The sequence below is a fragment of the Bradyrhizobium sp. BRP22 genome (genome assembly GCF_020194175.1).
Lineage (GTDB): Bacteria > Pseudomonadota > Alphaproteobacteria > Rhizobiales > Xanthobacteraceae > Bradyrhizobium.
On the sequence record NZ_JADYVX010000007.1, the window covers coordinates 257,381 to 278,716 of the forward strand.

Annotated in this window: 22 protein-coding genes and 1 pseudogene; 18 read left to right on the top strand and 5 right to left on the bottom strand. The window is 62.9% G+C overall.

What is annotated here, in order from left to right:
* Window positions 1–66: 66 nt before the first annotated feature.
* Window positions 67–321 (bottom strand): hypothetical protein, encoded by a 255-nt coding sequence (locus tag I6F35_RS12770; protein ID WP_225118008.1) that lies wholly within the window; start codon window positions 319–321, stop codon window positions 67–69.
* A 64-nt stretch (window positions 322–385) separates the two neighbouring features.
* Here I6F35_RS12770 and I6F35_RS12775 point away from each other — a divergent pair, with 64 nt between their 5' ends.
* Together I6F35_RS12775 and I6F35_RS12780 are read left to right on the top strand one after the other, a co-directional pair.
* Window positions 386–586 (top strand): DUF3072 domain-containing protein, encoded by a 201-nt coding sequence (locus I6F35_RS12775; RefSeq protein ID WP_225118009.1) that lies wholly within the window; start codon window positions 386–388, stop codon window positions 584–586.
* A 114-nt stretch (window positions 587–700) separates the two neighbouring features.
* Complete coding sequence (locus I6F35_RS12780) at window positions 701–1,033, top strand: hypothetical protein (RefSeq protein ID WP_225118010.1); 333 nt, start codon at window positions 701–703, stop codon at window positions 1,031–1,033.
* Between the two features lie 256 nt (window positions 1,034–1,289).
* Here the strand turns inward: I6F35_RS12780 and I6F35_RS12785 are convergent, their stop codons facing one another.
* The gene (locus I6F35_RS12785) at window positions 1,290–1,547 is read right to left on the bottom strand and encodes a hypothetical protein (RefSeq protein ID WP_225118011.1); all 258 of its coding nucleotides are present in this window, start codon (window positions 1,545–1,547) and stop codon (window positions 1,290–1,292) included.
* Between the two features lie 110 nt (window positions 1,548–1,657).
* Between I6F35_RS12785 and I6F35_RS12790 the strand changes: the two genes are divergently transcribed.
* Entirely contained in the window at window positions 1,658–3,727 is a 2,070-nt protein-coding gene (locus I6F35_RS12790) for an ATP-dependent helicase (RefSeq protein WP_225118012.1), read from the top strand.
* 146 nt (window positions 3,728–3,873) lie between these two features.
* Here I6F35_RS12790 and I6F35_RS12795 read toward each other — a convergent pair whose 3' ends face one another.
* The gene (locus I6F35_RS12795; RefSeq protein WP_225118013.1) at window positions 3,874–4,092 is read right to left on the bottom strand and encodes a hypothetical protein; all 219 of its coding nucleotides are present in this window, start codon (window positions 4,090–4,092) and stop codon (window positions 3,874–3,876) included.
* Between the two features lie 97 nt (window positions 4,093–4,189).
* Here I6F35_RS12795 and I6F35_RS12800 point away from each other — a divergent pair, with 97 nt between their 5' ends.
* The 6 genes from I6F35_RS12800 to I6F35_RS12825 all read left to right on the top strand — a co-directional run bounded on the left by I6F35_RS12800 (window position 4,190) and on the right by I6F35_RS12825 (window position 10,208).
* Window positions 4,190–5,407, top strand: a complete 1,218-nt coding sequence (locus I6F35_RS12800; RefSeq protein WP_225118014.1) for an MFS transporter — start codon at window positions 4,190–4,192, stop codon at window positions 5,405–5,407.
* 89 nt (window positions 5,408–5,496) lie between these two features.
* A complete protein-coding gene (locus tag I6F35_RS12805; RefSeq protein WP_225118015.1) occupies window positions 5,497–6,228 on the top strand; it encodes a DUF3750 domain-containing protein in 732 nt (243 codons plus the stop codon).
* A gap of 85 nt (window positions 6,229–6,313) precedes the next feature.
* On the top strand, window positions 6,314–6,931 hold the full coding sequence (locus tag I6F35_RS12810; protein ID WP_225118045.1) for a DsbA family protein: 618 nt from the start codon (window positions 6,314–6,316) through the stop codon (window positions 6,929–6,931).
* A 251-nt stretch (window positions 6,932–7,182) separates the two neighbouring features.
* Window positions 7,183–8,589 carry an MFS transporter gene (locus tag I6F35_RS12815; protein ID WP_225118016.1) on the top strand — a complete coding sequence of 469 codons (1,407 nt, stop codon included), beginning with the start codon at window positions 7,183–7,185 and terminating at the stop codon, window positions 8,587–8,589.
* 10 nt (window positions 8,590–8,599) lie between these two features.
* A complete protein-coding gene (locus tag I6F35_RS12820) occupies window positions 8,600–9,787 on the top strand; it encodes an acyl-CoA dehydrogenase family protein (protein WP_225118017.1) in 1,188 nt (395 codons plus the stop codon).
* Between the two features lie 19 nt (window positions 9,788–9,806).
* Complete coding sequence (locus tag I6F35_RS12825) at window positions 9,807–10,208, top strand: VOC family protein (protein WP_225118018.1); 402 nt, start codon at window positions 9,807–9,809, stop codon at window positions 10,206–10,208.
* A gap of 258 nt (window positions 10,209–10,466) precedes the next feature.
* Here I6F35_RS12825 and I6F35_RS12830 read toward each other — a convergent pair whose 3' ends face one another.
* The gene (locus I6F35_RS12830) at window positions 10,467–11,114 is read right to left on the bottom strand and encodes a Spy/CpxP family protein refolding chaperone (RefSeq protein ID WP_225118046.1); all 648 of its coding nucleotides are present in this window, start codon (window positions 11,112–11,114) and stop codon (window positions 10,467–10,469) included.
* A 501-nt stretch (window positions 11,115–11,615) separates the two neighbouring features.
* Between I6F35_RS12830 and I6F35_RS12835 the strand changes: the two genes are divergently transcribed.
* From I6F35_RS12835 to I6F35_RS12865, 7 genes are all read left to right on the top strand, one after another.
* Window positions 11,616–12,956: an extracellular solute-binding protein gene (locus I6F35_RS12835; RefSeq protein ID WP_225118019.1), complete on the top strand. Its 1,341-nt coding sequence runs from the start codon at window positions 11,616–11,618 to the stop codon at window positions 12,954–12,956.
* A gap of 110 nt (window positions 12,957–13,066) precedes the next feature.
* On the top strand, window positions 13,067–14,005 hold the full coding sequence (locus tag I6F35_RS12840; protein ID WP_225118020.1) for a sugar ABC transporter permease: 939 nt from the start codon (window positions 13,067–13,069) through the stop codon (window positions 14,003–14,005).
* On the top strand, window positions 14,005–14,916 hold the full coding sequence (locus I6F35_RS12845; RefSeq protein ID WP_225118021.1) for a carbohydrate ABC transporter permease: 912 nt from the start codon (window positions 14,005–14,007) through the stop codon (window positions 14,914–14,916). The genes I6F35_RS12840 and I6F35_RS12845 overlap by 1 nt, the downstream gene beginning before the upstream one ends.
* Window positions 14,917–14,920: 4 nt before the next feature.
* A complete protein-coding gene (gene ugpC / locus I6F35_RS12850; RefSeq protein ID WP_225118022.1) occupies window positions 14,921–16,021 on the top strand; it encodes a sn-glycerol-3-phosphate ABC transporter ATP-binding protein UgpC in 1,101 nt (366 codons plus the stop codon).
* Between the two features lie 130 nt (window positions 16,022–16,151).
* The gene (locus I6F35_RS12855) at window positions 16,152–17,141 is read left to right on the top strand and encodes a hydroxyacid dehydrogenase (RefSeq protein ID WP_225118023.1); all 990 of its coding nucleotides are present in this window, start codon (window positions 16,152–16,154) and stop codon (window positions 17,139–17,141) included.
* Window positions 17,142–17,228: 87 nt separating this feature from the next.
* Window positions 17,229–18,653 carry an amidase gene (locus tag I6F35_RS12860; protein ID WP_225118024.1) on the top strand — a complete coding sequence of 475 codons (1,425 nt, stop codon included), beginning with the start codon at window positions 17,229–17,231 and terminating at the stop codon, window positions 18,651–18,653.
* Window positions 18,654–18,755: 102 nt separating this feature from the next.
* Window positions 18,756–19,172, top strand: a complete 417-nt coding sequence (locus I6F35_RS12865) for a hypothetical protein (RefSeq protein ID WP_225118025.1) — start codon at window positions 18,756–18,758, stop codon at window positions 19,170–19,172.
* Between the two features lie 105 nt (window positions 19,173–19,277).
* On the opposite strand, the gene I6F35_RS12870 is transcribed toward I6F35_RS12865, so the two are convergent.
* Window positions 19,278–19,796: a DUF1993 domain-containing protein gene (locus I6F35_RS12870; protein ID WP_225118026.1), complete on the bottom strand. Its 519-nt coding sequence runs from the start codon at window positions 19,794–19,796 to the stop codon at window positions 19,278–19,280.
* A 93-nt stretch (window positions 19,797–19,889) separates the two neighbouring features.
* Here I6F35_RS12870 and I6F35_RS12875 point away from each other — a divergent pair, with 93 nt between their 5' ends.
* A complete protein-coding gene (locus I6F35_RS12875) occupies window positions 19,890–20,672 on the top strand; it encodes a transporter substrate-binding domain-containing protein (RefSeq protein WP_225118027.1) in 783 nt (260 codons plus the stop codon).
* Between the two features lie 279 nt (window positions 20,673–20,951).
* Window positions 20,952–21,336: pseudogene (locus tag I6F35_RS12880) on the top strand (DUF2147 domain-containing protein); the annotation flags it as partial.

Sequence of the window (21,336 nt, forward strand, 5' to 3'; positions counted from 1 at the left end):
GCAGTCGCGCCATCCCCTGCGCACGGATCCGCAGCACGGGTCCGCTGGCGAGGCTGATTGACGCGTTCAATCCTTCTTCGGTCGCGCAACCGGCTGGCGTTTCAGGTGCTCTCTCACATCGGGCAGCCGTTCGCTGCCGCCGGCGGCTTTCCACTGACCGATCAGCACAGTCATCTCCGAACGCATGGCAAGCAGCCGGTGGGCCGCTTCCGTGCAATCGTGATCGTGATTGACCTGATCGCGGATCACGCCCTCGGCAACGATCATCTCGTCCCGTAACGCACTGATCTTGCGACGGATTTCATTAATTCTATTGTCCATGCCTTGTTAGAACGAAAATAGAACATAAAGTCAAGTCACGGATTTGAGAACCATGAGGGAAATCATGAATACACCGGCCGCGAAATATGGCGGGGTGCGTCAGCGCGTCGGCGCCCAGATGACCCGCGCCCAGGCATTACGGTTGAAGGGGCTTGCCGAGGAGGCCTACCAGCCGAAGCAATATGCCCGAGACCTGAGCTTTGACGAGGCCGAGCGGCGCATTCATGCGCTGGAGGCGGAAATCGCGCTGGCGGATTCGTTCTAGTAAAGACCGTACGGAACCGAAACCTCACGCGGCATGAGATGAAACTCTGACAATTCCGGAACGCTCGCTGCGGCCATCCGTTGAGCTTTGCGTCACTACAACGGAGACAGCGAAATGAACCTCAAGCTCTTAACAGCAGCCGCAGTGCTCTCCACTGCGATCGTCGCGCCGGCGCTGGCGCAGGATCCTGCCGCGAGAGCGCCGTCCCGCCAGGTTCAGGATCAGCGCGCCTATCATCACCGTCACTATGGCGGCACCGGCTTCTGGCCGGGTGACGTCGCCGCCGGCGTGGTTGGCGGCGCGATCGGAACGGCGGGCGCCATTGCAACCGCTCCGTTCCGCGGCAGCTATGCCTATAATGACCCGTATGGTTACAACAGCGGCTTCGTCTGCCAGCCCGGAACGATGTTCATAGGCGCGGATGGCCGACGGCGCATCTGCCAGTAACGATCACGCAAGATGAGCTGGAGAGGCGGTCATGAAGGCCGCCTCCTTCTTTTTGGACGATCGCCTATGACCGCTTGCTGGTGGAGGACAAGCTGTGACCGTGTTCGTACAGGCGTGGCCGAATCGCGGCGATTTGCCTAAGCAAGGCGCGTTATGGCCGCGAACAAGGTAACAGCGGTACAACACGGCGGCTCGGGCTGAATTCGCCGCAGCCGCATCTGGGGGCCGTCTTGGAGACCGGGCGGCCCGTTTCTCCTCAGAGCAGTTTTGCGCGCACGAACAGCGAGCGCAGCGCATTGGTCGCCGGGATCGCCAGCATTGCGTTGTCTGCGGCTTTCTCCAGCGCGCTGACCGCCTCGTCATGCAACTGGCGGAATTCCATCCACTCCACCGAATTCAGATTGGTGATGAACCGGTAGGCCTGGCCGACGGTGGCAATAGTGACCGTCTCGCCGTTCAATTTGATCTTGAACGTCGCCTTCAGCGGTGTGTCGGAACTCGATACATCACCCATGACGCGGTTGTGCAACGGACACAGCCAAAGTCAATCTAATTCTGCGCCCACCGCCCCGGACATTCATCCCAACAGACCTGGATGTCTGTTAGCTTTCTCCGGGGTGATTCGTGCTCGCGGACAGCAAAGATACATATCTGGATGCGCTCAATCCTGCGCAGCGGCGCGCCGTCGAGCACGGCGTCGGCCGGGACGGAACCGTTGGTGCGCCGCTTCTGGTGATCGCCGGCGCCGGATCAGGCAAGACCAACACGCTGGCCCACCGCGTCGCGCATCTGATCGTCAGCGGTGCTGACCCACGCCGCATCCTCCTGATGACCTTCTCGCGCCGCGCGGCGGCGGAAATGACCAGGCGCGTCGAACGGATCGCCCGCCGCGTGCTCGGCGACAATGCCGGCGTCATGACCGATGGCCTGAGCTGGTCCGGCACTTTTCATGGCATCGGCGCGCGACTGCTGCGGGAATATTCCGAGCGCATCGGGCTCGATCCGTCCTTCACCATCCATGACCGTGAGGATTCCGCCGACCTGATCAACCTTGTCAGGCACGACCTCGGCTTCTCCAAGACCGAGACCCGCTTCCCGACCAAGGGCACGTGCCTTGCGATCTATTCCCGCTGCGTCAACTCGGAGACGCCGGTCGAGAGCGTACTGGGCTCGTTCTTTCCCTGGTGCTCGGGCTGGGCGAACGACCTGAAACGCCTGTTCGCCGCTTACGTCGACGCCAAGCAGCAGCAGAACGTGCTCGATTATGACGACCTCCTGCTCTATTGGGCGCAGATGGTGACCGACGCCGCGCTTGCCGACGAGATCGGCGGCCGCTTCGACCATGTCATGGTCGACGAATACCAAGACACCAACCGCCTGCAATCATCGATCCTGCTCGCGCTGAAACCCGGCGGCACCGGGCTTACGGTCGTCGGCGATGACGCGCAATCGATCTATTCGTTCCGTGCCGCCACGGTCCGCAACATCCTCGACTTTCCGGACCAGTTCACGCCCAGGGCGGAGATCATCACGCTCGACCGCAACTATCGTTCGACCGAGCCGATCCTGTCGGCCGCAAACGGCGTGATCGCGCTGGCCAAGGAGCGCTTCACGAAAAATCTCTGGACCGAGCGGACATCGTCGCGCAAACCGCAGCTCGTCGCCGTCCGCGATGAGGCCGATCAGGCCCGCTACATCGTCGAGCAGGTGCTCGCGAACCGCGAGGAAGGCGCGCTGCTCAAGCACCAATCGGTCTTGTTTCGAACCTCCTCGCATAGCGGTCCGCTGGAAATCGAACTCACCCGCCGCAACATTCCCTTCGTGAAGTTCGGCGGGCTCAAATTCCTCGATGCCGCCCATGTCAAGGACATGCTGGCGCTGTTGCGCTTCGTGGAGAACCCGCGCGACCGCGTCGCCGGTTTTCGCATCCTGCATCTGTTGCCGGGCGTCGGGCCGAGCTCGGCGCAGCGGGTGCTCGACCGCATGGCCGAGGCTGCCGATCCGATTGCCGCGCTCTGCGCCCTGCCCTCGCCGCCGCGCGCCGGCGAGGACTGGAAGGGGTTTGTCCGTGCGATCGAAAACCTCCGCTACTCCGAATGGCCGGTCGATATCGAGCAGGCACGGCTGTGGTACGAGCCGCATCTCGACCGCATCCATGAGGACGCCGAGGTCCGTCGCGCGGATCTGATCCAGCTCGAGCAGATCGCAAGCGGCTACCCGTCGCGTGAGCGCTTCCTGACCGAACTCACGCTCGACCCGCCGGATGCGACCAGCGACCAGGCCGGACCGCCTTTGCTTGACGAGGATTATCTGATCCTGTCGACGATCCATTCCGCCAAGGGACAGGAGTGGAAGTCGGTCTTCGTGCTCAATGTCGTCGACGGCTGCATGCCATCGGATCTCGGCGCCGGCACCAGCGCCGAGCTGGAAGAGGAGCGCCGCCTGCTCTATGTCGCCATGACCCGTGCCAAGGATGATCTGCACCTGGTCGTGCCGCAGCGCTTCTTCGTGCACGGCCAAAGCGCCAAAGGCGACCGGCACATGTACGCCTCACGCACGCGTTTCATCCCGGAAAGGCTGGCGGTGCTGTTCGAGCGCACCACCTGGCCGATCGCTCGCGCGGCAGCCGCTGCGCCGGCAGATCGTGCAGCGACAGTCGACATCCGCGCCAAGATGCGCGGGATGTGGCGCTAGCCGGGACAGCGATCGGGAACGATCCCGGTCGCGCCACGTTGACGGCAAGTCCGAAACTTTGCGACGGCGTCCCTGGCGGATGACGAAGCCGCGCCAGAGCCGTCTTTCGATAACCCATCGTGAAAACCTTCCCGTATGCCGCGCCGTTACCTTCTCGAGAAGACCTGCTTGAGGTAGCAGAGTCCCTCGTAAGTCAGCCGCGTCTCGCGGGTCTCGCCCTTCGCGACTTCGCCTTCCAGGAACGTCTCGAGCTCCGGAAGCGCGCGCTCGAACTGCTCCGTGATGCCCATCATCACGCAGGTTTCCTTGATGCGTTCGATCGGTTTTTCAAGAACGTCGATTTGAACCATCGCCTTCAAATTCATGATCCCACGCTTTGTTCCGACCGCCGCGGCGAAAGCCCGCCGCCAGTCTCGGAGAATCATCTGCTTGATCGCTTAACCGGCCATGAGTCTACTTGCCATGCGTGTCAGCAAGAAGAATGAACGATCGGACAAGGCGGCGCGGCTGTGGCCTCTGCTCGCTCTGAACTTCTTCATGGCCGACATGCAGTCCGGTATCGGACCGTTCGTCGGCGTCTTCCTACAGGCCCACGGCTGGGCGAGCGGCTGGATCGGGACCGTGATGACGATAGGCAATGTCGCGGGCATGCTGATCACGACTCCGATCGGCGGATTGATCGACGCGAGCCGCCGCAAGCGCGCCTGGGTGATCGTGCCGGGCGTCGCCGTGGTCCTCGCCTCGGCGCTGATTCTGCTCTCGCAGAATTTCTGGGCCGTCGCCGCATCGCAGATCGCGACCTCGCTTGCGGGCGCCGCCATCGTTCCCGCCGTCACGGGCATCACGCTTGGCATCGTCAGGCAGAAAGGCTTCAACCGCCAGAACGGCCGCAACCAGGCCTTCAACCATGCCGGCAACATGGTCGGCGCCGCGGCATCGGGCTATCTCGGCTGGAAATACGGCTACACGGCCGTGTTCCTGCTGGCGGCGCTCTTCGGCGTCATTGCGATCGCCTGTGTGCTCTTGATCCCAGCAAAGGCCATCGACAACAACGCCGCGCGCGGCACCAAGGAGGATGATCCTGAGAGCCAGCCCAGCGGCTTCACCGTGCTCGCAAGGCACAAGCCGCTCCTCGTCGTTGCCTTGGCGCTGGCCGCCTTCCATCTCGGCAATGCCGCGATCATTCCGCTGTATGGCTTGGCCGCGGTCGCCAACGGCCAGGCGAAGGGCCCGGATTTCGTGGCAACCACCATCGTGATCGCCCAGGCTGTGATGATCGTGACCTCGATCGTCGGCATGCGCGCGGCGGAAAGCCGCAGCTATTGGCCGGTGCTGCTGGCGTCCTTCCTGGTACTGCCGGTGCGCGGCATCCTGGCGTACTTCCTCACCGGCTGGTGGGGCGTGCTGCCCGTGCAAATTCTTGACGGTATCGGCACCGGCCTGCAGAGCGTCGCGGTCCCCGGAATGGTTGCCCGCTCGCTGAACGGGACCGGTCGCATCAATCTCGGACAGGGCGCGGTGATCACCGTTCAAGGCATCGGCGCCTCGCTGAGTCCGGCCCTTGGCGGCTGGATCGCGCAATGGATCGGCTATCCGCCCACGTTTGTCCTGCTCGGCGCGCTCGGCCTGGTCTCGGTCGCGCTATGGGTCGGCTTTGCCTCCGAGATGAAGAAATATTGATGCCTATAGGCACGCTCTGGTTCCGGCGAACCGGCGTACTTACATGCCGATGATCACCCCTCCGTTGATATCCCTCCGTGAAGAAATCCGTGGTCATCGTTGTTCTGCTGATTGTCGTTCCGCTCGCTTTGTCGACGGTTACCTATTTGCTCGGAGATCGCCGCGTCAATTGGCAGACGGCCGACCGCTCGAGCGCCGGCCTGTTGCCCAAGGCCTCGGAACATCCGGACGCTGTCATCCGCGTCTATGCCGCGCGTACCGTACGCTGGCGCGGGATCTTTGCCGTCCACACCTGGATCGTGGTCAAGGAGCGAGATGCGCCGCGCTACAGCCGCTACGACTGCACCGCCTGGGGTCAACCGATCCGGGTTGACGGATTCGTTGCCGACGGCCGATGGTTCGGTGCCGTGCCGGAAGCAATCGTGAGTGTGGACGGCGCGAATGCCGAGCAGTTGATCCCGAAGATCCGCGCGGTCATCGAGAATTACAGATTTCGCGCTTATGGCGATTATAGCGCCTGGCCGGGTCCAAACTCGAACACATTCGTTCAGGCGGCGCTCGACGCTGTCCCTGAGCTGCAGGCGGTGCTGCCGCCGACGGCGATCGGCAAGGACTATCCTTACCGGGGTGAATGGTATGGCATCACCGCGTCAGGCACCGGTGTCTTCGCCACATTGGGCGGCTATCTCGGTCTGACGATCGGCTGGATCGAAGGGATCGAGCTGAACTTGTTCGGCGGAGTTCTTGGCATCGATATCCGCCGCCCTGCCCTGAAGTTTCCCGGCATCGGCCGGCTCGGCCTGCCGCTCGCTCAGTCATAGGCCGGCTGCGGGCTGGTCATCAGAAGAAGGCATTCACTCGCGGAGTATCTCGTTGCCCGTTCTCAATCGTACGACCAGCGCCGCCTTGGGATTCATTGTCCTGCTTGCATTGCTTGCTCTGCCGCCAGGTCGGGAGGCGAAGGCGCAAAGTACGACTGCCGCCGCTGTCGCCAAACCGGTATCACTGCCCGACATCGCGATCGGCTCGCCGAACGCGCCAGTAACGATCACCGAATATGCCTCGATGACCTGTCCGCATTGCGCAGCGTTCGGCGAGAACGTCTTTCCGATGCTGCGTTCGAAATATATCGACACCGGCAAGGTCCGGTTCGTGTTTCGGGAATTCCCGCTCGACATCAAGGCAGTGGCCGCCTCGATGCTGGTGCGTTGCATCGGCAAGGACGATGCGGAAAAACATTTCGCTGTGATCGAGACGCTGTTCAAGCAGCAGGCTCGCCTGATGGATCAAACCAAGGACACGCTGTTCCTGGTCGGCAAGCTCAACGGGATGAGCGAGCAGGAAGTCGAAAGCTGCGAGACCGATCAGGCGCTGCTCGACAAGATCGCCGCTGACCAGCGCTATGCAATGCAGACGCTTAACGTCGACGCCACGCCGACCTTCTTCGTCAATGGCGAACGATGGAAGGGCGCGATGTCCTACGAAGAGCTGGAAGCGAAGCTCAAGACCCTGCTCAAGCGCTAGAGCATTTTCGCGCGAAGTGAGACGCCGGTCCGCGTAGAGAAAGCGCGTCAAAACAAGACCTACTTCCTGCTCTCGCACATGCGATTGTGCAGAGCGGGATACATCGCCTCATCGTCGCAACGCAGACGTGCCCCGCGTGTTGGCGGGCTTGCCGTTCACCGCGGCTCAAGGATAGCTTCGTGCGCCATAGGCGGGGCGATGGGCGCGACGCTCGCTTGAATCAAAATGAACAGGCGCCAAGGGGAAACGCCATGTTCGAGATTCTCGATCGCCGGAGGCGTCTGACCGGCAACCAGATCAAGATCCTTTCGGCTGCCATCATCGGCGACGCGCTGGAATTCTTCGATTATTTCCTAATCGGTTTCGTGCTCGCCTTCCTGATCGGGCCGTGGAAGCTCACCTTCGGACAGTCCGCGATCGTGCTGATGAGCTCCGGTATCGGCGCCATCATCGGGGCCTACGTCTGGGGATGGCTTGCCGACCGGATCGGGCGCCGCATCGTGTTCGTCGGCACGGTACTCAACTTCTCTATCGCCACCGGCCTTCTGTACTTCACCCCCGACAATGGCTGGATCTATCTCACGATCATGCGCTTCTTCGTCGGCACCGGCGTCGGCGGGCTCTATTGCGTGGATCTGCCGTTGGTGCAGGAGTTCATGCCCTCCCACAAGCGCGGCTGGGTCGGCGGGCTCGTCACCTGCGTGATCCCGCTCGGGGTCGGGCTTGGCGCCATCCTTGGTGCGGTCATGGGCTCCGACCAGTGGCGGCTGTTGTTTGCGATCGGCGTGTTGCCATCACTGCTCGTGCTGCTGGTCCGGCTCTGGGTGCCGGAGAGCCCGCGCTGGCTGTGCCGCCAGGGCCGCTACGAGGAAGCGCGCAAGTCGCTCGCCTGGGCGCTGCAGATGGAGCCGTCCTCCCTGCCGCTGCCGTCGGCGGCCGATGCCGGTCCGGTGACCAAGACGAACTGGCTCGACCTGTTTAAATACCCACGCAGCCTGCTCGTCTCCTGGCTCGGCAATGCCGGCGCCCAAACCGGCGTTTACGGCATCACTTTGTGGGCGCCGGCGCTGTTCGTGCTGATCCTGAAGGTGACGCCGCAGGAGGCCGCCAAGATGATGATCCTGCTCAGCATCTCCGGTTTCCTCGGCCGCATCTCGTTCTCATTTCTGTCGGAGCTCCTGGGACGGCGGACGTCCGGCGGTCTGCTCGGCTTCGGCGCAGGCGCACTGACGATCATCGCAGGCTATCATTACGATGCGACGCTGTTCGGCGTCTCGGCGTTCTGGCTGATCCTGACCCTGGCGTTCTTCTTCGCCGACGGCGGCTTTGCCATTGTCGGGCCCTATGCCGCGGAGGTCTGGCCCTCGCATCTTCGCACCACCGGCATGGGCTCGGCCTATGGCTTCGGCGGCATCGGCAAGATCATCGGTCCGGTCGGCCTCGCGCTGATCGTCGGCTCCAGCAACTATCTGAAGCCCGATGTGCCGCTGACGCAGATCCCGACCGCCTTTGTCTATCTCGGCTGCTGGTTCCTGATGGCCGGCCTTGTCTATTACTTCCTCGGCATCGAGACCAGGGGCAAGTCGATCGAACAGATCGATCGGGAGCTGACGGCCGGAGCCGACATGGCGGCGACGGCGTCGGTTCGGCAAGCCTAGGAGGCGAGCGATGATCGCGACGTCTGCCGAACTCGCGGGCGATCCAGCGGTGATCGCCCGCGCGAAAGCTGTCCAGCCGCTGGTCGCAGCGGCCGCAAACGAGATCGAACAAACGCGTCGCCTGCCGCCGGCCCTGCTCGACCAGCTCCATCATCACAGGCTGTTTCGCCTGCTGCTGCCGCGGTCGTCGCAGGGGATCGAGACCGATCCCCTCACCTTCTTCCATGTCATGGAGACCATTGCGCAGGCCGATGCCTCGACGGCGTGGTGCCTGAGCCAGGCCGGCGGCTGCGCGATGGCGGCCGCCTATCTCGACCTGCCAGTCGCGCATGCCGTCTTCGGCGATCCTCGCGCAGTGCTGGCCTGGGGTCCCGGCCCCAAGGTGAAGGCGGTCGAGTGTGAGGGTGGCTACCGGGTCACCGGCGTGTGGTCATTCGCTTCGGGCGGGCGACACGCCACCTGGCTCGGCGCGCACTGCCCGGTCTATGCGGCCGACGGCTCGCCGAAACGGGACGCCAATGGCGCACAGATCGAGCGCACAATGCTGGTGCGGACCGAGGACGTCGAGTGGACCGACGTCTGGAATACGGTCGGCCTGCGCGGCACCGCCAGCGACCAGTTCACGCTGAACGACTTCTTCGTCCGCGCCGACCATTCGATCACCCGCGAATTCGAGCGCGAACGCCGCGAGGCCGGCCCGCTCTACCGGATGGGGTCGGGCACCTGCTACCAGGTCGGCTTTGCGGGAGTAGCCTGCGGCATCGCCCGCGGCGCGCTCGACAATTTCGTCGACGTGGCCCGCAACAAGGTGCCGCGCGGCGCCAGGAGTCCGCTGCGTGACAACGCTGTGGTGCAGTCCGGCCTCGCCCAGGCCGAAGTCCATCTGCGCGCCGCGCGCGGCTTCGTGCTGCAGTCGATGGCCGACATCTGGAAGGACCTCGTCGCCGGCAACGACATCACGGTCGAGCAGCGGATCACTGTCCGCATGGCCGCCACCCACGCCATCCACAAGGCGCGCGAGGCGGTCGACTTCGCCTATAATGCCGCGGGCGCAAGCGCGATCTTCGAGGGCCATCCGCTCGAACGCCGCTTCCGCGACATCCACACCGTGACGCAGCAATTGCAGGGCCGGCTCAGCCATTTCGAAACCGTCGGCGCCTGGATGATGGGCGCCGATTGCGATCTCACCTTCGTCTAGTTTGCTTGAGGAGAACACCATGCCGCTCGGCCGACTGCAGCACTACACGATCGAACCCCAGGATCTCGAGAGGACCAAGAACTTCTATTGCGATGTGCTTGGGCTCGAGAACGGCGAGCGCCCGCCGCTCGATTTTCCCGGCTACTGGCTGTATTCCGGCGGCATCGCCACGGTGCACCTGATGGGCACCCGCAAGCCGCGCGAGGGCATCGTGGTGCGCGGCACCGAGAAGACATACGAGGACACCGGGCGGCTCGACCACATCGCCTTTTCCGCCACCGACATCGACGGCGTGCGCGCCCGCCTGCGAGAGCACAACGTCACGTTCCGCGAAAGCATCGTGCCCCGCACCGGCGACACCCAATTCTTCTTCTACGACCCGGACGGGGTCGGTGTGGAACTGAACTTCGCCAAGGCCTGAAACAAGGCCTGAGCGAGCGTTCCCGGCTCCTCGCTCTTCGGCCAGCCCCGGGCTGGCCGAAGCCATTTTGTGACGTCGTGCCAACGGGTTCCCGACAAGACCTTCAATCAGCCATAAGTCCGGCCTGAATCAGTCGAGGTTTCTTCAACTTTGCATGACGATTGGAGGGGCCGCGCCGCTGCGGCAGGATAGCCGGGTGCCGCGCCTTCAACCTACCCCAGGGCATGGTTACCCGGCTATTCGTGGTGGCGTATCTGGTCAGTCCAATCCGCGTTCGTGGCTGAGGCGGACCATTTCGTTGATGAAGAACTGCTTCTGCTTGTCGTCGAGACTTGCATAAAGCGGCTCGGCGGCATCGGCCACGTTGCGCTGGTCAACGGCGCGGTCGTTGAGGAACTGGGCCTCATTGCGCATCTGTTCGATGACGTCGTCCGGCGGATCGCGCTGGGCGCGGGCGATGCGCAGGTTGACGCGATCGGCACCGTTGTGACCGAGATAATGCATCGCACTATTGAACGCCCCCCAATATTTCTCCTGCTCGGGCGTCAGGTTGAGCTCCTTCTTGATGCGCTCGATATTGGCGTCGCTGTTGGCGACGATCTGTTCGGCCGTGAGCTGCGGCACGCTCGCCTGGGTCAGCATCTGCGGCTGCTTGGCGGCCTTGTCCTTGGCAGCCTTTGCGGCCTTGCTGCTTTTGGCTGAGCCGCCCCGCCTGTCGGCCGGTGCCGGGTTGTTGGTGTTGGTGCCGGTGAGCACGCCGGTCACCCCCGTGACCACGCCAACCACACCTCCGATCGCGCCGCCCAACACGCCACCGACCGGCCCGGCCGCCTTGTTGCCTTCACGGGCGCCCTGCTGGACACCCTGAACCAACCCTTGCGCATCTGCAGGCGGTGACGCGGTCATGGACAGGATGGCGGCTGCCGCCAGCGCGGCGCAGAGCCTCAAGCGCGCACGCAGCTTCAATACCAGGCTTGGCATTATCGGAGTCTCCATGGTCGATCGTGGGTTACCGGTCTGACGTTCGATTGCGGCTGAAGGACAGCCGGCTTCGGACTTTACCGTTCTCGCCGCGAGCAGGTCTACCTGCTGGCCCCTTGGTGTGACGACGAAAAGCCGCGGGCGGCCGCCGGCTTCGTGGCTCCGCCGCCGCTCGCGTGCGCCGCAAAAAAGATTCGCACCACACCTGCCGCAGACATGGTGCGAAGATTAAAAGGCCCGACTGCCTGCAATTTGTACACAACGTTAGTTTTAGGAAAGGATGCACCTGCTTTCTCGACAGGCGCCAACAATTCTGCTCTGATCGATAACGAGGAAATCGCCCCGCCGCCTCGAATGCGGCGAGCAAAAAACAAAAAACGAGATTTCGGAAGTCTTTGACCGTCGGCTCACCAGGGAGGGAACGCCATGTCGCGGAAGAAGCTGTCTCGACGAGAATTTGTTGCGGCTACAGCGCTGTCATCGGCAGCGCTGATCACGGCTCCTTACATTCGCGGCGCACACGCAGCCGGCAAGCTGTCGATCGCCTTCTGGGATCACTGGGTGCCGGGGGCCAACAAGGCTTCCACCGAGTTGGTCAATGAGTGGGCCGAGAAGGAGAAGGTCGAGGTCACCATCGACTACATTCCGAGCCAGGGAAACAAGAACATCCTGACTATTGCCGCTGAAGCCCAGGCCAAGTCAGGCCATGACATTTTCCAGATGCCGACGTGGTGGCCGCATTCAAATGCCGAATTGCTGGAACCTGTGAACGACATCATGGAGCCGATCATCAAGGAGAACGGCGCCGTGAACGGCACCGTCACCTACCTCGGTCAGGCCAACGGCAAGTGGCTTGGCGTTCCCGCCTCCGTCGGCAGCCAGATCAAGGGGCCTTGCTCGCGTATCGACCTGATGAAGAAGCACGCCGGCATTGACGTGCAGGAGATGTATCCGGCCGGTTCACCGCCCAAGGCGGACAACTGGACCTTCGATACGTTCTTGAAGGCGGCGGAGGCCTGTCACAAGGCCGGTGTTCCTTTCGGCATCGGCCTCGGCGAGACCAGCGACAATGTCGACACGGCCGGCGCGATCTTCCAGTCTTTTGGCGCGCAGCTCGTCGACGCCAAGGGCAATCTTACGGTCAAGACCGACGCGGTGCGCCAATCGCTCGAATTCTACAAGAAGCTGCTCGCCTTCCTGCCACCGGACGTCCCTTCATGGGACGACGCCTCCAACAACAAATGGCTCGTCTCCGGCAGAGGCGCCCTGATCATGAACCCGCCAAGCGCCTGGGCGGTCGCCAAACGCGATGCACCGCAGATCGCCGAGCAGTGCTGGACCCACGGCTTCCCGGCCGGACCAAAAGGTCGCTTTGCGCCCTATCTGCCGTTCTTTTGGAGCATCTGGTCGTTCTCGAAAAACAAGGAAGCGGCCAAGAGCCTGCTGGTCCGCCTGTCGAAGCCGGCCTCGATCGAGAAGATGGTGGTGGCCAGCGGCGGCTATGACCTCCCGGCCTATGAAAAGCTGACGACGCTGAAAGTCTGGCAGGAGGAAGGGCCGCCCAAGGGCACGCTCTACCACTACCCGAACCCCCACAATCACCAGACGCTGTCGATCGCGGCTTCACCGGCCCCGCCCAAGGTCGCGCAGCAGATCTACTTCCAGGCAACGCTGACCAAGATGTGCCTGAGGTACTTCCAGGGTGAAAGCATGGAGAAGACGCTCGCTTGGGCCGAAGGCGAGTGTGAAGGCTTCATGCGCAGCTAATGCGAGATGCGTCGCCTGGCGGTGGCCGCGGCTGCCGCCAGGGACGCATCGCTTGCAGCCGGCCTCGCTCTTTTTCGTTTCGAAGAACCATCCGCGCCAGGGAATGCATCATGGTTGATGTCGCATTTCAGCAGAACCGCGTTCAGGCGACGAAGGCTGTGCGCAAACGCAACGGCTTGCATAAGGCGCTGAAGCGTAAATCGACCGTCGCGTTCCTGATGACGCTGCCGCTGATTCTCCTCATCGCGGTGCTCGTGGTCTATCCGGCCTTCTACTCCCTGCATCTGGCGACGCTGAACAAGTCGATGACGAAGTTCGTCGGCTTGGGCAATTTCGAGTTCCTGTTCAAGCGCGACACGTTCTGGCTGGTCGTGAAGCAATCCTGCATCTTCGCGATCTCGGCGGTGATCTTCAAAGCGCTGATCGGCTTCATCGTCGCGCATTTCGTGCACAACGTTCCCGCCAACAAGCAGCGCCGATGGCGCGGCATGCTGCTGGTGCCCTGGGTGATCCCGCCGGCGATGAGCACGCTGGCGTGGCTGTGGTTGTTCGACCCGTCCTACAGCGCCTTCAATTACACGCTGTCCTTCTTCGGCATCGGACCGATCCCGTGGACGGGCGACGCCAATTGGGCGCGCTTCTCGGTCATCCTCGTCAACGTCTGGTATGGCGCGCCCTTCTTCATGATCATGTATCTGGCGGCGCTGAAATCGGTGCCCGAACAGCTCTATGAGGCGGCCGCGATCGACGGCGCCAATTGGTGGCAGCGCATCTGGTACGTGACGCTGCCGATGATGCGCAACATCATCGCGATCACGACGCTGTTCTCGCTGATCGTCACCTTCGCCAATTTCGACATCGTGCGCATTCTGACCGCCGGCGGCCCGCTCGATCACACCCACATCTTCGCGACCTGGGCGTTCCGCGTCGGCATCGAGGGCAGCGACATCCCGCTCGGCGCCAGCGTCTCGCTGTTCATGGTGCCGATCCTCGCGGTCGCCGCGATCTTCATCCTGCGTGATATCTCCAAGCGGGGGAACGAAGCCTGATGAGCGCAATCACGATCGACAAGGCCGGACCGACCCGCAAGGTCAAATATGGCAGCATGAGCCGCGACCGCGCCTGGGCGCTGCGCTGGTCATACTTCTTCCTGGTGCTGTTCGCGATCTTCTCGCTGACGCCGCCGCTCTACATGCTCATCACCTCGCTGAAGAGCAGCGCCGAGATCTCGGCGGCGACCAATCCGTGGTGGGTATATCATCCGACGCTTGAGAACTATATCGGACTGCTGACGTCCAATCAGTTCCTGCGCTTCTTCTGGAATTCGGCCTGGGTCTCGATCTTCGTCGTGACCATCACCATGCTGATCAGTGTGCCGGCCGCCTTTGCGCTGGCGCGAATGAAGTTCTGGGGCTCGGCCACGCTCGCGACCGGCGTGTTCCTGACCTACCTCATTCCGGACACGCTGCTGTTCATCCCCCTGTTCAAGATGTTCGCGCTGGTCGGCGACTGGACCGGAATCCAGCTCATCAACCGCTGGTACGTGCTGCTGTTCATCTATCCGACGCTGACGGTGCCGTTCTGCACCTGGATCATGATCGGCTATTTCGCCTCGATCCCGAAGGAGCTCGATGAGGCCGCGATCATCGACGGCGCCTCCTGGTTCCAGACATTGACGCGGATCTTCATTCCGGTCGCGCTGCCCGGCCTGATCGCGGCGACGATCTTCGCCTTCACGGTCTCCTGGGCGCAGTTCCTGTATCCGCTGGTGTTCACGACCTCGACCGATCAGCTCGTGCTGCCGGTCGGCATTATCACCACGCTGATCAAGGGCGACGTGTTCAACTGGGGACAGATCATGACCGGCGCGCTGCTCGGCGCCGCGCCGCCGCTGATCATCTACGCCTTCCTGATGGACTATTACATTGCCGGCCTGACCGCCGGCGCGACAAAGGGTTGAACTCATGGCCGAAGTTTCGCTGCGAAAAGTCGTGAAGCGTTATGACGAAGTCGAGGCGGTGCGCGGCATCGATCTCGACATCGCCGACCATGAGTTCGTGGTGCTGGTCGGTCCCTCCGGCTGCGGCAAGTCGACCACGCTGCGCATGATCGCGGGGCTGGAAGATATCTCGGATGGCGACATCATGATCGGCGGCGACGTCGTCAACGATGTGCCGCCGAAGGATCGCGACATCGCGATGGTGTTCCAGAACTACGCGCTCTATCCGCATATGACGGTGGCGGAGAACATGTCGTTCGGGCTGCGGCTGAAGCACTATCCCAAGGCCGAGATCAAGACCCGGGTCGCGGAAGCCGCGCGCATGCTCGATATCACCGACCTGATCGACCGCAAGCCGAAGCAGCTCTCCGGCGGCCAGCGCCAGCGCGTCGCCATGGGCCGCGCCATCGTGCGCAATCCGAAGGTGTTCCTGTTCGACGAACCCCTGTCCAACCTCGACGCCAAACTGCGCGTGCAGATGCGGATCGAGATCAAGAAGGTACACCAGAAGGTGCGGACCACCACTGTCTACGTGACCCACGACCAGGTCGAGGCGATGACGCTCGCCGACCGCGTGGTGGTGATGAACCACGGCCGCATCGAGCAGATCGGCACGCCGAACGAGCTCTACCACAAGCCGGCGACCCGTTTCGTCGCCAGCTTCATCGGATCGCCCGCGATGAACTTCGTTCCCTGCCGGCTTGAGGATGTCGGCGGCCGCATGCATATCCGCCTGACCGACCGCCTCGCCTTCCCGGTGCCGCCGGCACGTGCCGCCCGCTACCAGGCGGTGCTGCGCACCGACAAGCTCCTGCTCGGAATCAGGCCGGAACACATCACCGAAGCGAGGCAGCATCTGGAGCCTGGAGTCGAGCCCTTCGACGCTGTGCTCGACGTCACCGAGCCGATGGGCATGGAGACCCTGGTCTATTTCACCCTGGATGGCACCCAGATCTGCGGCCGGGTCAATCCCAATGCCGGCGCGCAGGATGGAGCTCCGCTCCGCTTGGCTGTGGACCTCAACAACATCCATTTGCTAAATGAGGTGACGGGCGTCGTCCTCTAGAGCCTGATCCGGAAAAGTGGAAGCCGATTTTCCGAAAAGATCAGGCTCAAATAAGCGTTAGGATTGTGATCCGATTCATTGAATCGGATCATAATCCGACGACGCAAGGCAGACTGATCAAGGGCAGGAAATGGCCACCAACAAGAAGAAGATTTTCGTCACCCAGACATTCTCACCAGGAGCACGGGCTCTCCTCAGCGAACGGGACGACATCGAACTCGTCGAATTTCCCAATCTGATCTCCGCCAAGGATTTCGAGGCTCTGCTAAAGCAGCATGCGCCGGTCCATGGCGTCGCGCTCGGCGCCACCCGTTTCGGCGAGCCGGAGCTCGAAGCGTCCGGAGACATGAAGGTGGTGACGCGGATCGGCGTTGGCTACGACGCGGTCGACGTCCCCGCGCTCTCGCGCCGCAAGGTGCCGCTGATGGTGGCGGGCACGGCGAACTCGCCGTCGGTGGCCGAGCACGCCTTGTTCATGATGCTGACGCTGGCCAAGCGCGCGCAGGAAATGCATGCCGTGGTCAAGGACGGCACCTGGGCGAACCGGCTCGGCGTGCTGCCCTTCGACCTCTACGGCAAGACGGTGCTGATCGTCGGCTTCGGCCGCATCGGCTCGCGGACGGCCAAACGGTGCCTCGCGATGGAGATGCAGGTGCTGGTTTACGATCCCTACAAGCCGGCCAGCGAAATCGCAGCCGCCGGCTGCGAGGCGGTGCCGGATCTCGACGCGGCGCTGCGACGTGCCGATTTTGTCACCATCCATTGTCCGAAGACGCCGGAAACGATTGGGATGTTCAACGCGGCACGCTTCAGGCTGATGAAGCTGACCGCCTATCTCATCAACACCGCCCGCGGCGGCATCGTCGACGAGAGGGCGCTGCACGACGCGCTGGTGTCGGGCAGGCTTGCCGGCGCCGGACTTGACGTGTTCGAGCAGGAGCCGCCTGCGGTCGGTCAACCCCTGCACAGCCTACCGAATGTGATCATGGCCCCGCACGTTGCCGGCGTCACCGTCGAGGCTGTCGAGCGGATGAGCGAGCAGACCGCGCGCAACATCCTCAGCGTCCTCGATGGCGCGCCGCTGAGGCAGAACGTCATCAACCAGGACGTGCTCAACTAATCCGCCGGAACCGTCTATCTTCGAACGGGCCGACAAAAGATCGGCCTGTCATCAAAACATGACCCGTTCGGCTCCAGGTGTGGAATTATGGCTTTCAAGGAATTCGGCAATTACGACGCGGTGGGCCTCGCCGAGCTGGTCCGTAACAAGCAGGTCACCGCGCGCGAACTGCTCGACGAGGCGATCGCCCGCACGGCCAAGGTCGATCCGCAGATCAATGCCGTCGTCGTCAAGCATCACAACTACGCCGAGCAGCAGATCGAGAGGGGATTGCCGGACGGGCCCTTCACGGGGGTGCCGTTCCTTCTGAAGGACCTCGATCTCCTGCAGGGAACGCGCACGACCTCGGGCGCCAGCGTCAACCGGGATTTCGTCGCCGACCACAGCAGCACCCTCACCCAGCGCTTCCTCGACACCGGCGTTGCCATTTTCGGCAAAACGTCGAGTCCGGAATTCGGGTTGATGCCGACCACCGAGACTCGCCTGTTCGGGCCGACCCGCAATCCCTGGAATCTCGCGCATTCCTCGGGCGGCTCCTCCGGCGGCGCCGCCGCCGTTGTCGCCGCGCGTATCCTGCCCGTGGCGCATGCCAGCGATGGCGGCGGCTCGATCCGCATCCCCGCTTCCGCCTGCGGCGTGTTCGGCATGAAGCCGAGCCGGGCGCGCAATCCGGTCGGTCCCGACCGCGGCGAGGGCTGGAGCGGATTTTCCACCGCACATGTCGTCAGCATCAGTGTGCGCGACAGCGCCGTGATGATGGATGCAATTCATGGTCCGGAGCCATGGAGCCTCTATATCGCGCCGCCGCCGGCGCGGCCGTTCTCGCAGGAGGTCGGCCGGGATCCCGGCAAGCTGCGCATCTCCTTCACGGACAAATCACCGTATGGGGAGGCGATCGACCCGGAGGTCGCCGCAGCCGTCCGCGACACCGCAAAACTGCTCGCCGGCCTTGGCCATCACGTCGAGGAGCGCGCACCCGCCCTTCCCGCCGATCCTGCTGTGGTCATGACCGCCATCGTGAGTGCGAACACGGCGGTCACAGTGCGGACCATCGAGCAGCGTATCGGCCGCTCGGTGACGCCGGACGATCTTGAGACGCTGTCGCTCGCCAGCGCCGACAATGCGCAAGGCATCGGTTCGGCGGACTACATCACCATGCAGCTTGCGGCGTTCCAGATCTCACGCAGCCTCGCGATCTTCTTCGAGGGCTGCGACGTGTTCCTGAGCCCGACGCTGTGCACGCCGCCGATCCGGCTCGGCGAGATCAACACCATGTCGGAGGACCTGGCGCATATCGGGCCGATCCTGCGGCGCTATATGCCGGGTACCTCGATGTTCAACATGTCCGGCCAGCCCGCGATGTCGGTGCCGCTGGCCTGGAGCAAGGACGGCCTCCCCCTCGGCATGATGTTCGCGGCCAAGCTCGGCGACGAGGCAACACTGTTTCGGCTGGCCGGCCAGCTCGAGCAGGTGCGTCCCTGGAAGGACAAGCGTCCACCGGTATGTGCGTAGTGGAAAAGCGGCCGCAGGGCCAAAACTCAGCCCCATTCCGGGGTTGAGTAGACGGGACGCGTCGGCAACCATGGTCGCCGACCCAACCCGAGGACAGAGATTTTGAGCCAGAGCGATCCTACCGATAACGCGCTTGCGGCCATCGCCAGCATTTTGGACGAGCAGCAGACGCCTCCAGCGCTCGAGAAGCCGCAGGCCGAGCCGGCGGCGGTCGAAGAGCAGCCCGCGAGCCCCCCGCCGCTGGAGGCCCATGGCTATTCCAAAGTTGGCCCCGGCCCGATGGCCGCTCTCCGCTTCAAGTGGACCGTGCGCGAGCAGGATGGCCAGTATTATGTCGACGAGACCATCGGTGAGAATTCGAAGCCCCTGGTCAGCGGCCCCATGGGTCGGGAGGCCGCGATCAACTTCGTCGATGACCGCGAGGCCGACGCACATCGGCGCTTTGAGATCCTGAAGCAGGAGATGTCCAGCCGTGCCGCAGTCGCCAGCCTGGTCCGCGAGGAAGGCGGCGAGATCTAACCAGAGCGTTTTCGAGCGAAGTGGACACCGGTTCGCATAGCAATCAAGTTTACGCAGATTGCGTAGACTTATCTGCGCAGAAAACGCGTCAAAACAAGAATCTCGCTACGGCTGTCTTGGCGGCCCCAGAAAATCCTTCTTGACGAGATCGACGCCGGCGTGACGCAGGATGTCGTAGGCGGTCGTGACGTGAAAGAAAAACTGCGGCATGCTGAAGCTGAGCAGCAGCGACCGCCCGGTGAAAGCCCGCTGCGTCCCGCTCTTGAACGTGAACACCACCTCCTTGTCGCCGCCCTCGTCGATCGCGGCACGCGGCAGGCTCTGGACGAAATCGATCGTGGCCGCAATCCTGAGCTTGAGTTCGTCGGTATCGGGCTCGATATCACTGAACCTGAGCGGTTCGTGCCCGGCCAGCAGCGCGCAGCAGGCAACCGCATGGCGATTGGCTTCCCCCACCTGCTGTCTGAGACTGTACATGTTCGGAAAGAGCCGCATGCCGAGCAGCACCGCAGGATCGAAGTTTCGTGTTCTCGCGTAGGCGGACGCACGATCGAGCAGGCCGGAAAGATTGTGAAGATACGGCACGAACACGCCGACCGATGCTTCGTAAGCTGAGATTGTCACGATTTTACTTCCTTTGGCTGGCTCGCCGCGCACATCTCATCTAAGCCCGGCGCAGCAAAACTATCATCGAGGCAATCGACGAGGGAAACATCGATGTTGCGTGCTTTCGCCGGCCTTGCGGCCGCCATGGTGATGATGGCCTCCGCCCAGGCCCAACCGGCGGCGTCGCCTTCGCGGCTCGACGACATCATCCAGCGTGGCACCTTGCGGGTCGGCATGACCGGCGACTATGCGCCGTTCAGCGTTGTCGACAAGACGACGTCCGGCTTCAGGGGATTCGATGTCGACATGGCGGAAGCGCTCGGCAAGGCGCTCGGCGTCAAGGTCGAATACGTCAAAACGGCCTGGCCGCAGATGACGAACGATCTGGAAGCCGACCGTTTCGACATTGCGATGGGTGGCGTCTCGATCACGCTCGATCGTCAGAAGAAAGGCTTCTTCTCGATCCCGATCATGCGCGAAGGCAAGACGCCGATCACCCGCTGCACGGATGTCGGCAAATACCAGACGCTCGCCGAGATCGACCGTGCGGGCACGCGCGTCATCGTCAATCCCGGCGGCACCAACGAGCGCTTTGCGCGGGCGCATGTGAAGAACGCCGAGATCAAGGTCTTCAATGACAATACCAAGATCTTCGACGAGATCGCCAAGGGCGATGCCGACCTGATGATGACGGATGCGTCCGAGACACGCTATCAGCAGAAACTGCATCCCGGCGTGCTCTGCGCGGTGCATCCCGATCAACCGTTCGACTTTGCGGAAAAAGCCTACTGGCTGCAGCGCGACGTCGCGCTGAAGTTCTTCGTCGATCAGTGGCTGGACATCGCAATGAAGGACGGCAGCTTCAAGCGCATCTATGCCGCCTGGTTCGAGTGATCCGGATCACGGGCCGGAAATTGACCACCTCACGAGCTCTAACTAGAGCGTTTTCGAGCGAAGTGGACACCGGTTCGCGTGAAGAAAACGCGTCAAAACGAGAATCTAGAGCTTCGGTTCTGATTCAATCAGAACCGAAAATGCTCTAGACTGGCGGCCAGCCGTTTGAACCAAAGCCGCTAGTACACGACTCACGTTTTGAAAGTGATCTAGGTCACGTTGCATCAGGTTGCTGATGTATAGCTTCGCTGACCGGGGATTCCTGCTCGGGAGGTCATCATGAAGAAGCTTCTGGCTATCGCTGCGCTTTTGCTTGGCAGCACCGCAGCGCAGGCCCAGTACACCTTCGAATATGGTGGCCACACCATCCGGATCGACCCCGATCGCGGCACCGTGCAGATTCCCGGCGTCTACGACAATACCGGCCGCAAACCCAAGCGCGCCAAGAACGAGGAAGGGACGCGCAAGCAGAAGTCGCAGGAGCAGGAGGCGAAGACCGATTCGCAATCCACCCCGGCTCCGGCCGCTGTTCCCGCTGCACCGCCTCCGGCGGCGACCGCGACCGAAGCCACAACCGCTGCCGTCGCGCCGAGCGACGCCGCGAGCGTGCCTCGACCCGCTCCGCCCAGCGCACCGGCGCCGCAGACCCAGCAGACCGTCGTGC

Coding starts and splice junctions, on each gene's coding strand:
- I6F35_RS12800 (WP_225118014.1), top strand. CDS start 4,190: ATGCGTGTCAGCAAGAAGAATGAACGATCGGACAAGGCGGCGCGGCTG.
- I6F35_RS12840 (WP_225118020.1), top strand. CDS start 13,067: ATGGTTGATGTCGCATTTCAGCAGAACCGCGTTCAGGCGACGAAGGCT.
- I6F35_RS12815 (WP_225118016.1), top strand. CDS start 7,183: ATGTTCGAGATTCTCGATCGCCGGAGGCGTCTGACCGGCAACCAGATC.
- I6F35_RS12780 (WP_225118010.1), top strand. CDS start 701: ATGAACCTCAAGCTCTTAACAGCAGCCGCAGTGCTCTCCACTGCGATC.
- I6F35_RS12820 (WP_225118017.1), top strand. CDS start 8,600: ATGATCGCGACGTCTGCCGAACTCGCGGGCGATCCAGCGGTGATCGCC.
- I6F35_RS12855 (WP_225118023.1), top strand. CDS start 16,152: ATGGCCACCAACAAGAAGAAGATTTTCGTCACCCAGACATTCTCACCA.
- I6F35_RS12795 (WP_225118013.1), bottom strand. CDS start 4,092: ATGAATTTGAAGGCGATGGTTCAAATCGACGTTCTTGAAAAACCGATC.
- ugpC (WP_225118022.1), top strand. CDS start 14,921: ATGGCCGAAGTTTCGCTGCGAAAAGTCGTGAAGCGTTATGACGAAGTC.
- I6F35_RS12825 (WP_225118018.1), top strand. CDS start 9,807: ATGCCGCTCGGCCGACTGCAGCACTACACGATCGAACCCCAGGATCTC.
- I6F35_RS12775 (WP_225118009.1), top strand. CDS start 386: ATGAATACACCGGCCGCGAAATATGGCGGGGTGCGTCAGCGCGTCGGC.
- I6F35_RS12860 (WP_225118024.1), top strand. CDS start 17,229: ATGGCTTTCAAGGAATTCGGCAATTACGACGCGGTGGGCCTCGCCGAG.
- I6F35_RS12830 (WP_225118046.1), bottom strand. CDS start 11,114: ATGACCGCGTCACCGCCTGCAGATGCGCAAGGGTTGGTTCAGGGTGTC.
- I6F35_RS12770 (WP_225118008.1), bottom strand. CDS start 321: ATGGACAATAGAATTAATGAAATCCGTCGCAAGATCAGTGCGTTACGG.
- I6F35_RS12845 (WP_225118021.1), top strand. CDS start 14,005: ATGAGCGCAATCACGATCGACAAGGCCGGACCGACCCGCAAGGTCAAA.
- I6F35_RS12835 (WP_225118019.1), top strand. CDS start 11,616: ATGTCGCGGAAGAAGCTGTCTCGACGAGAATTTGTTGCGGCTACAGCG.
- I6F35_RS12785 (WP_225118011.1), bottom strand. CDS start 1,547: ATGGGTGATGTATCGAGTTCCGACACACCGCTGAAGGCGACGTTCAAG.
- I6F35_RS12875 (WP_225118027.1), top strand. CDS start 19,890: ATGTTGCGTGCTTTCGCCGGCCTTGCGGCCGCCATGGTGATGATGGCC.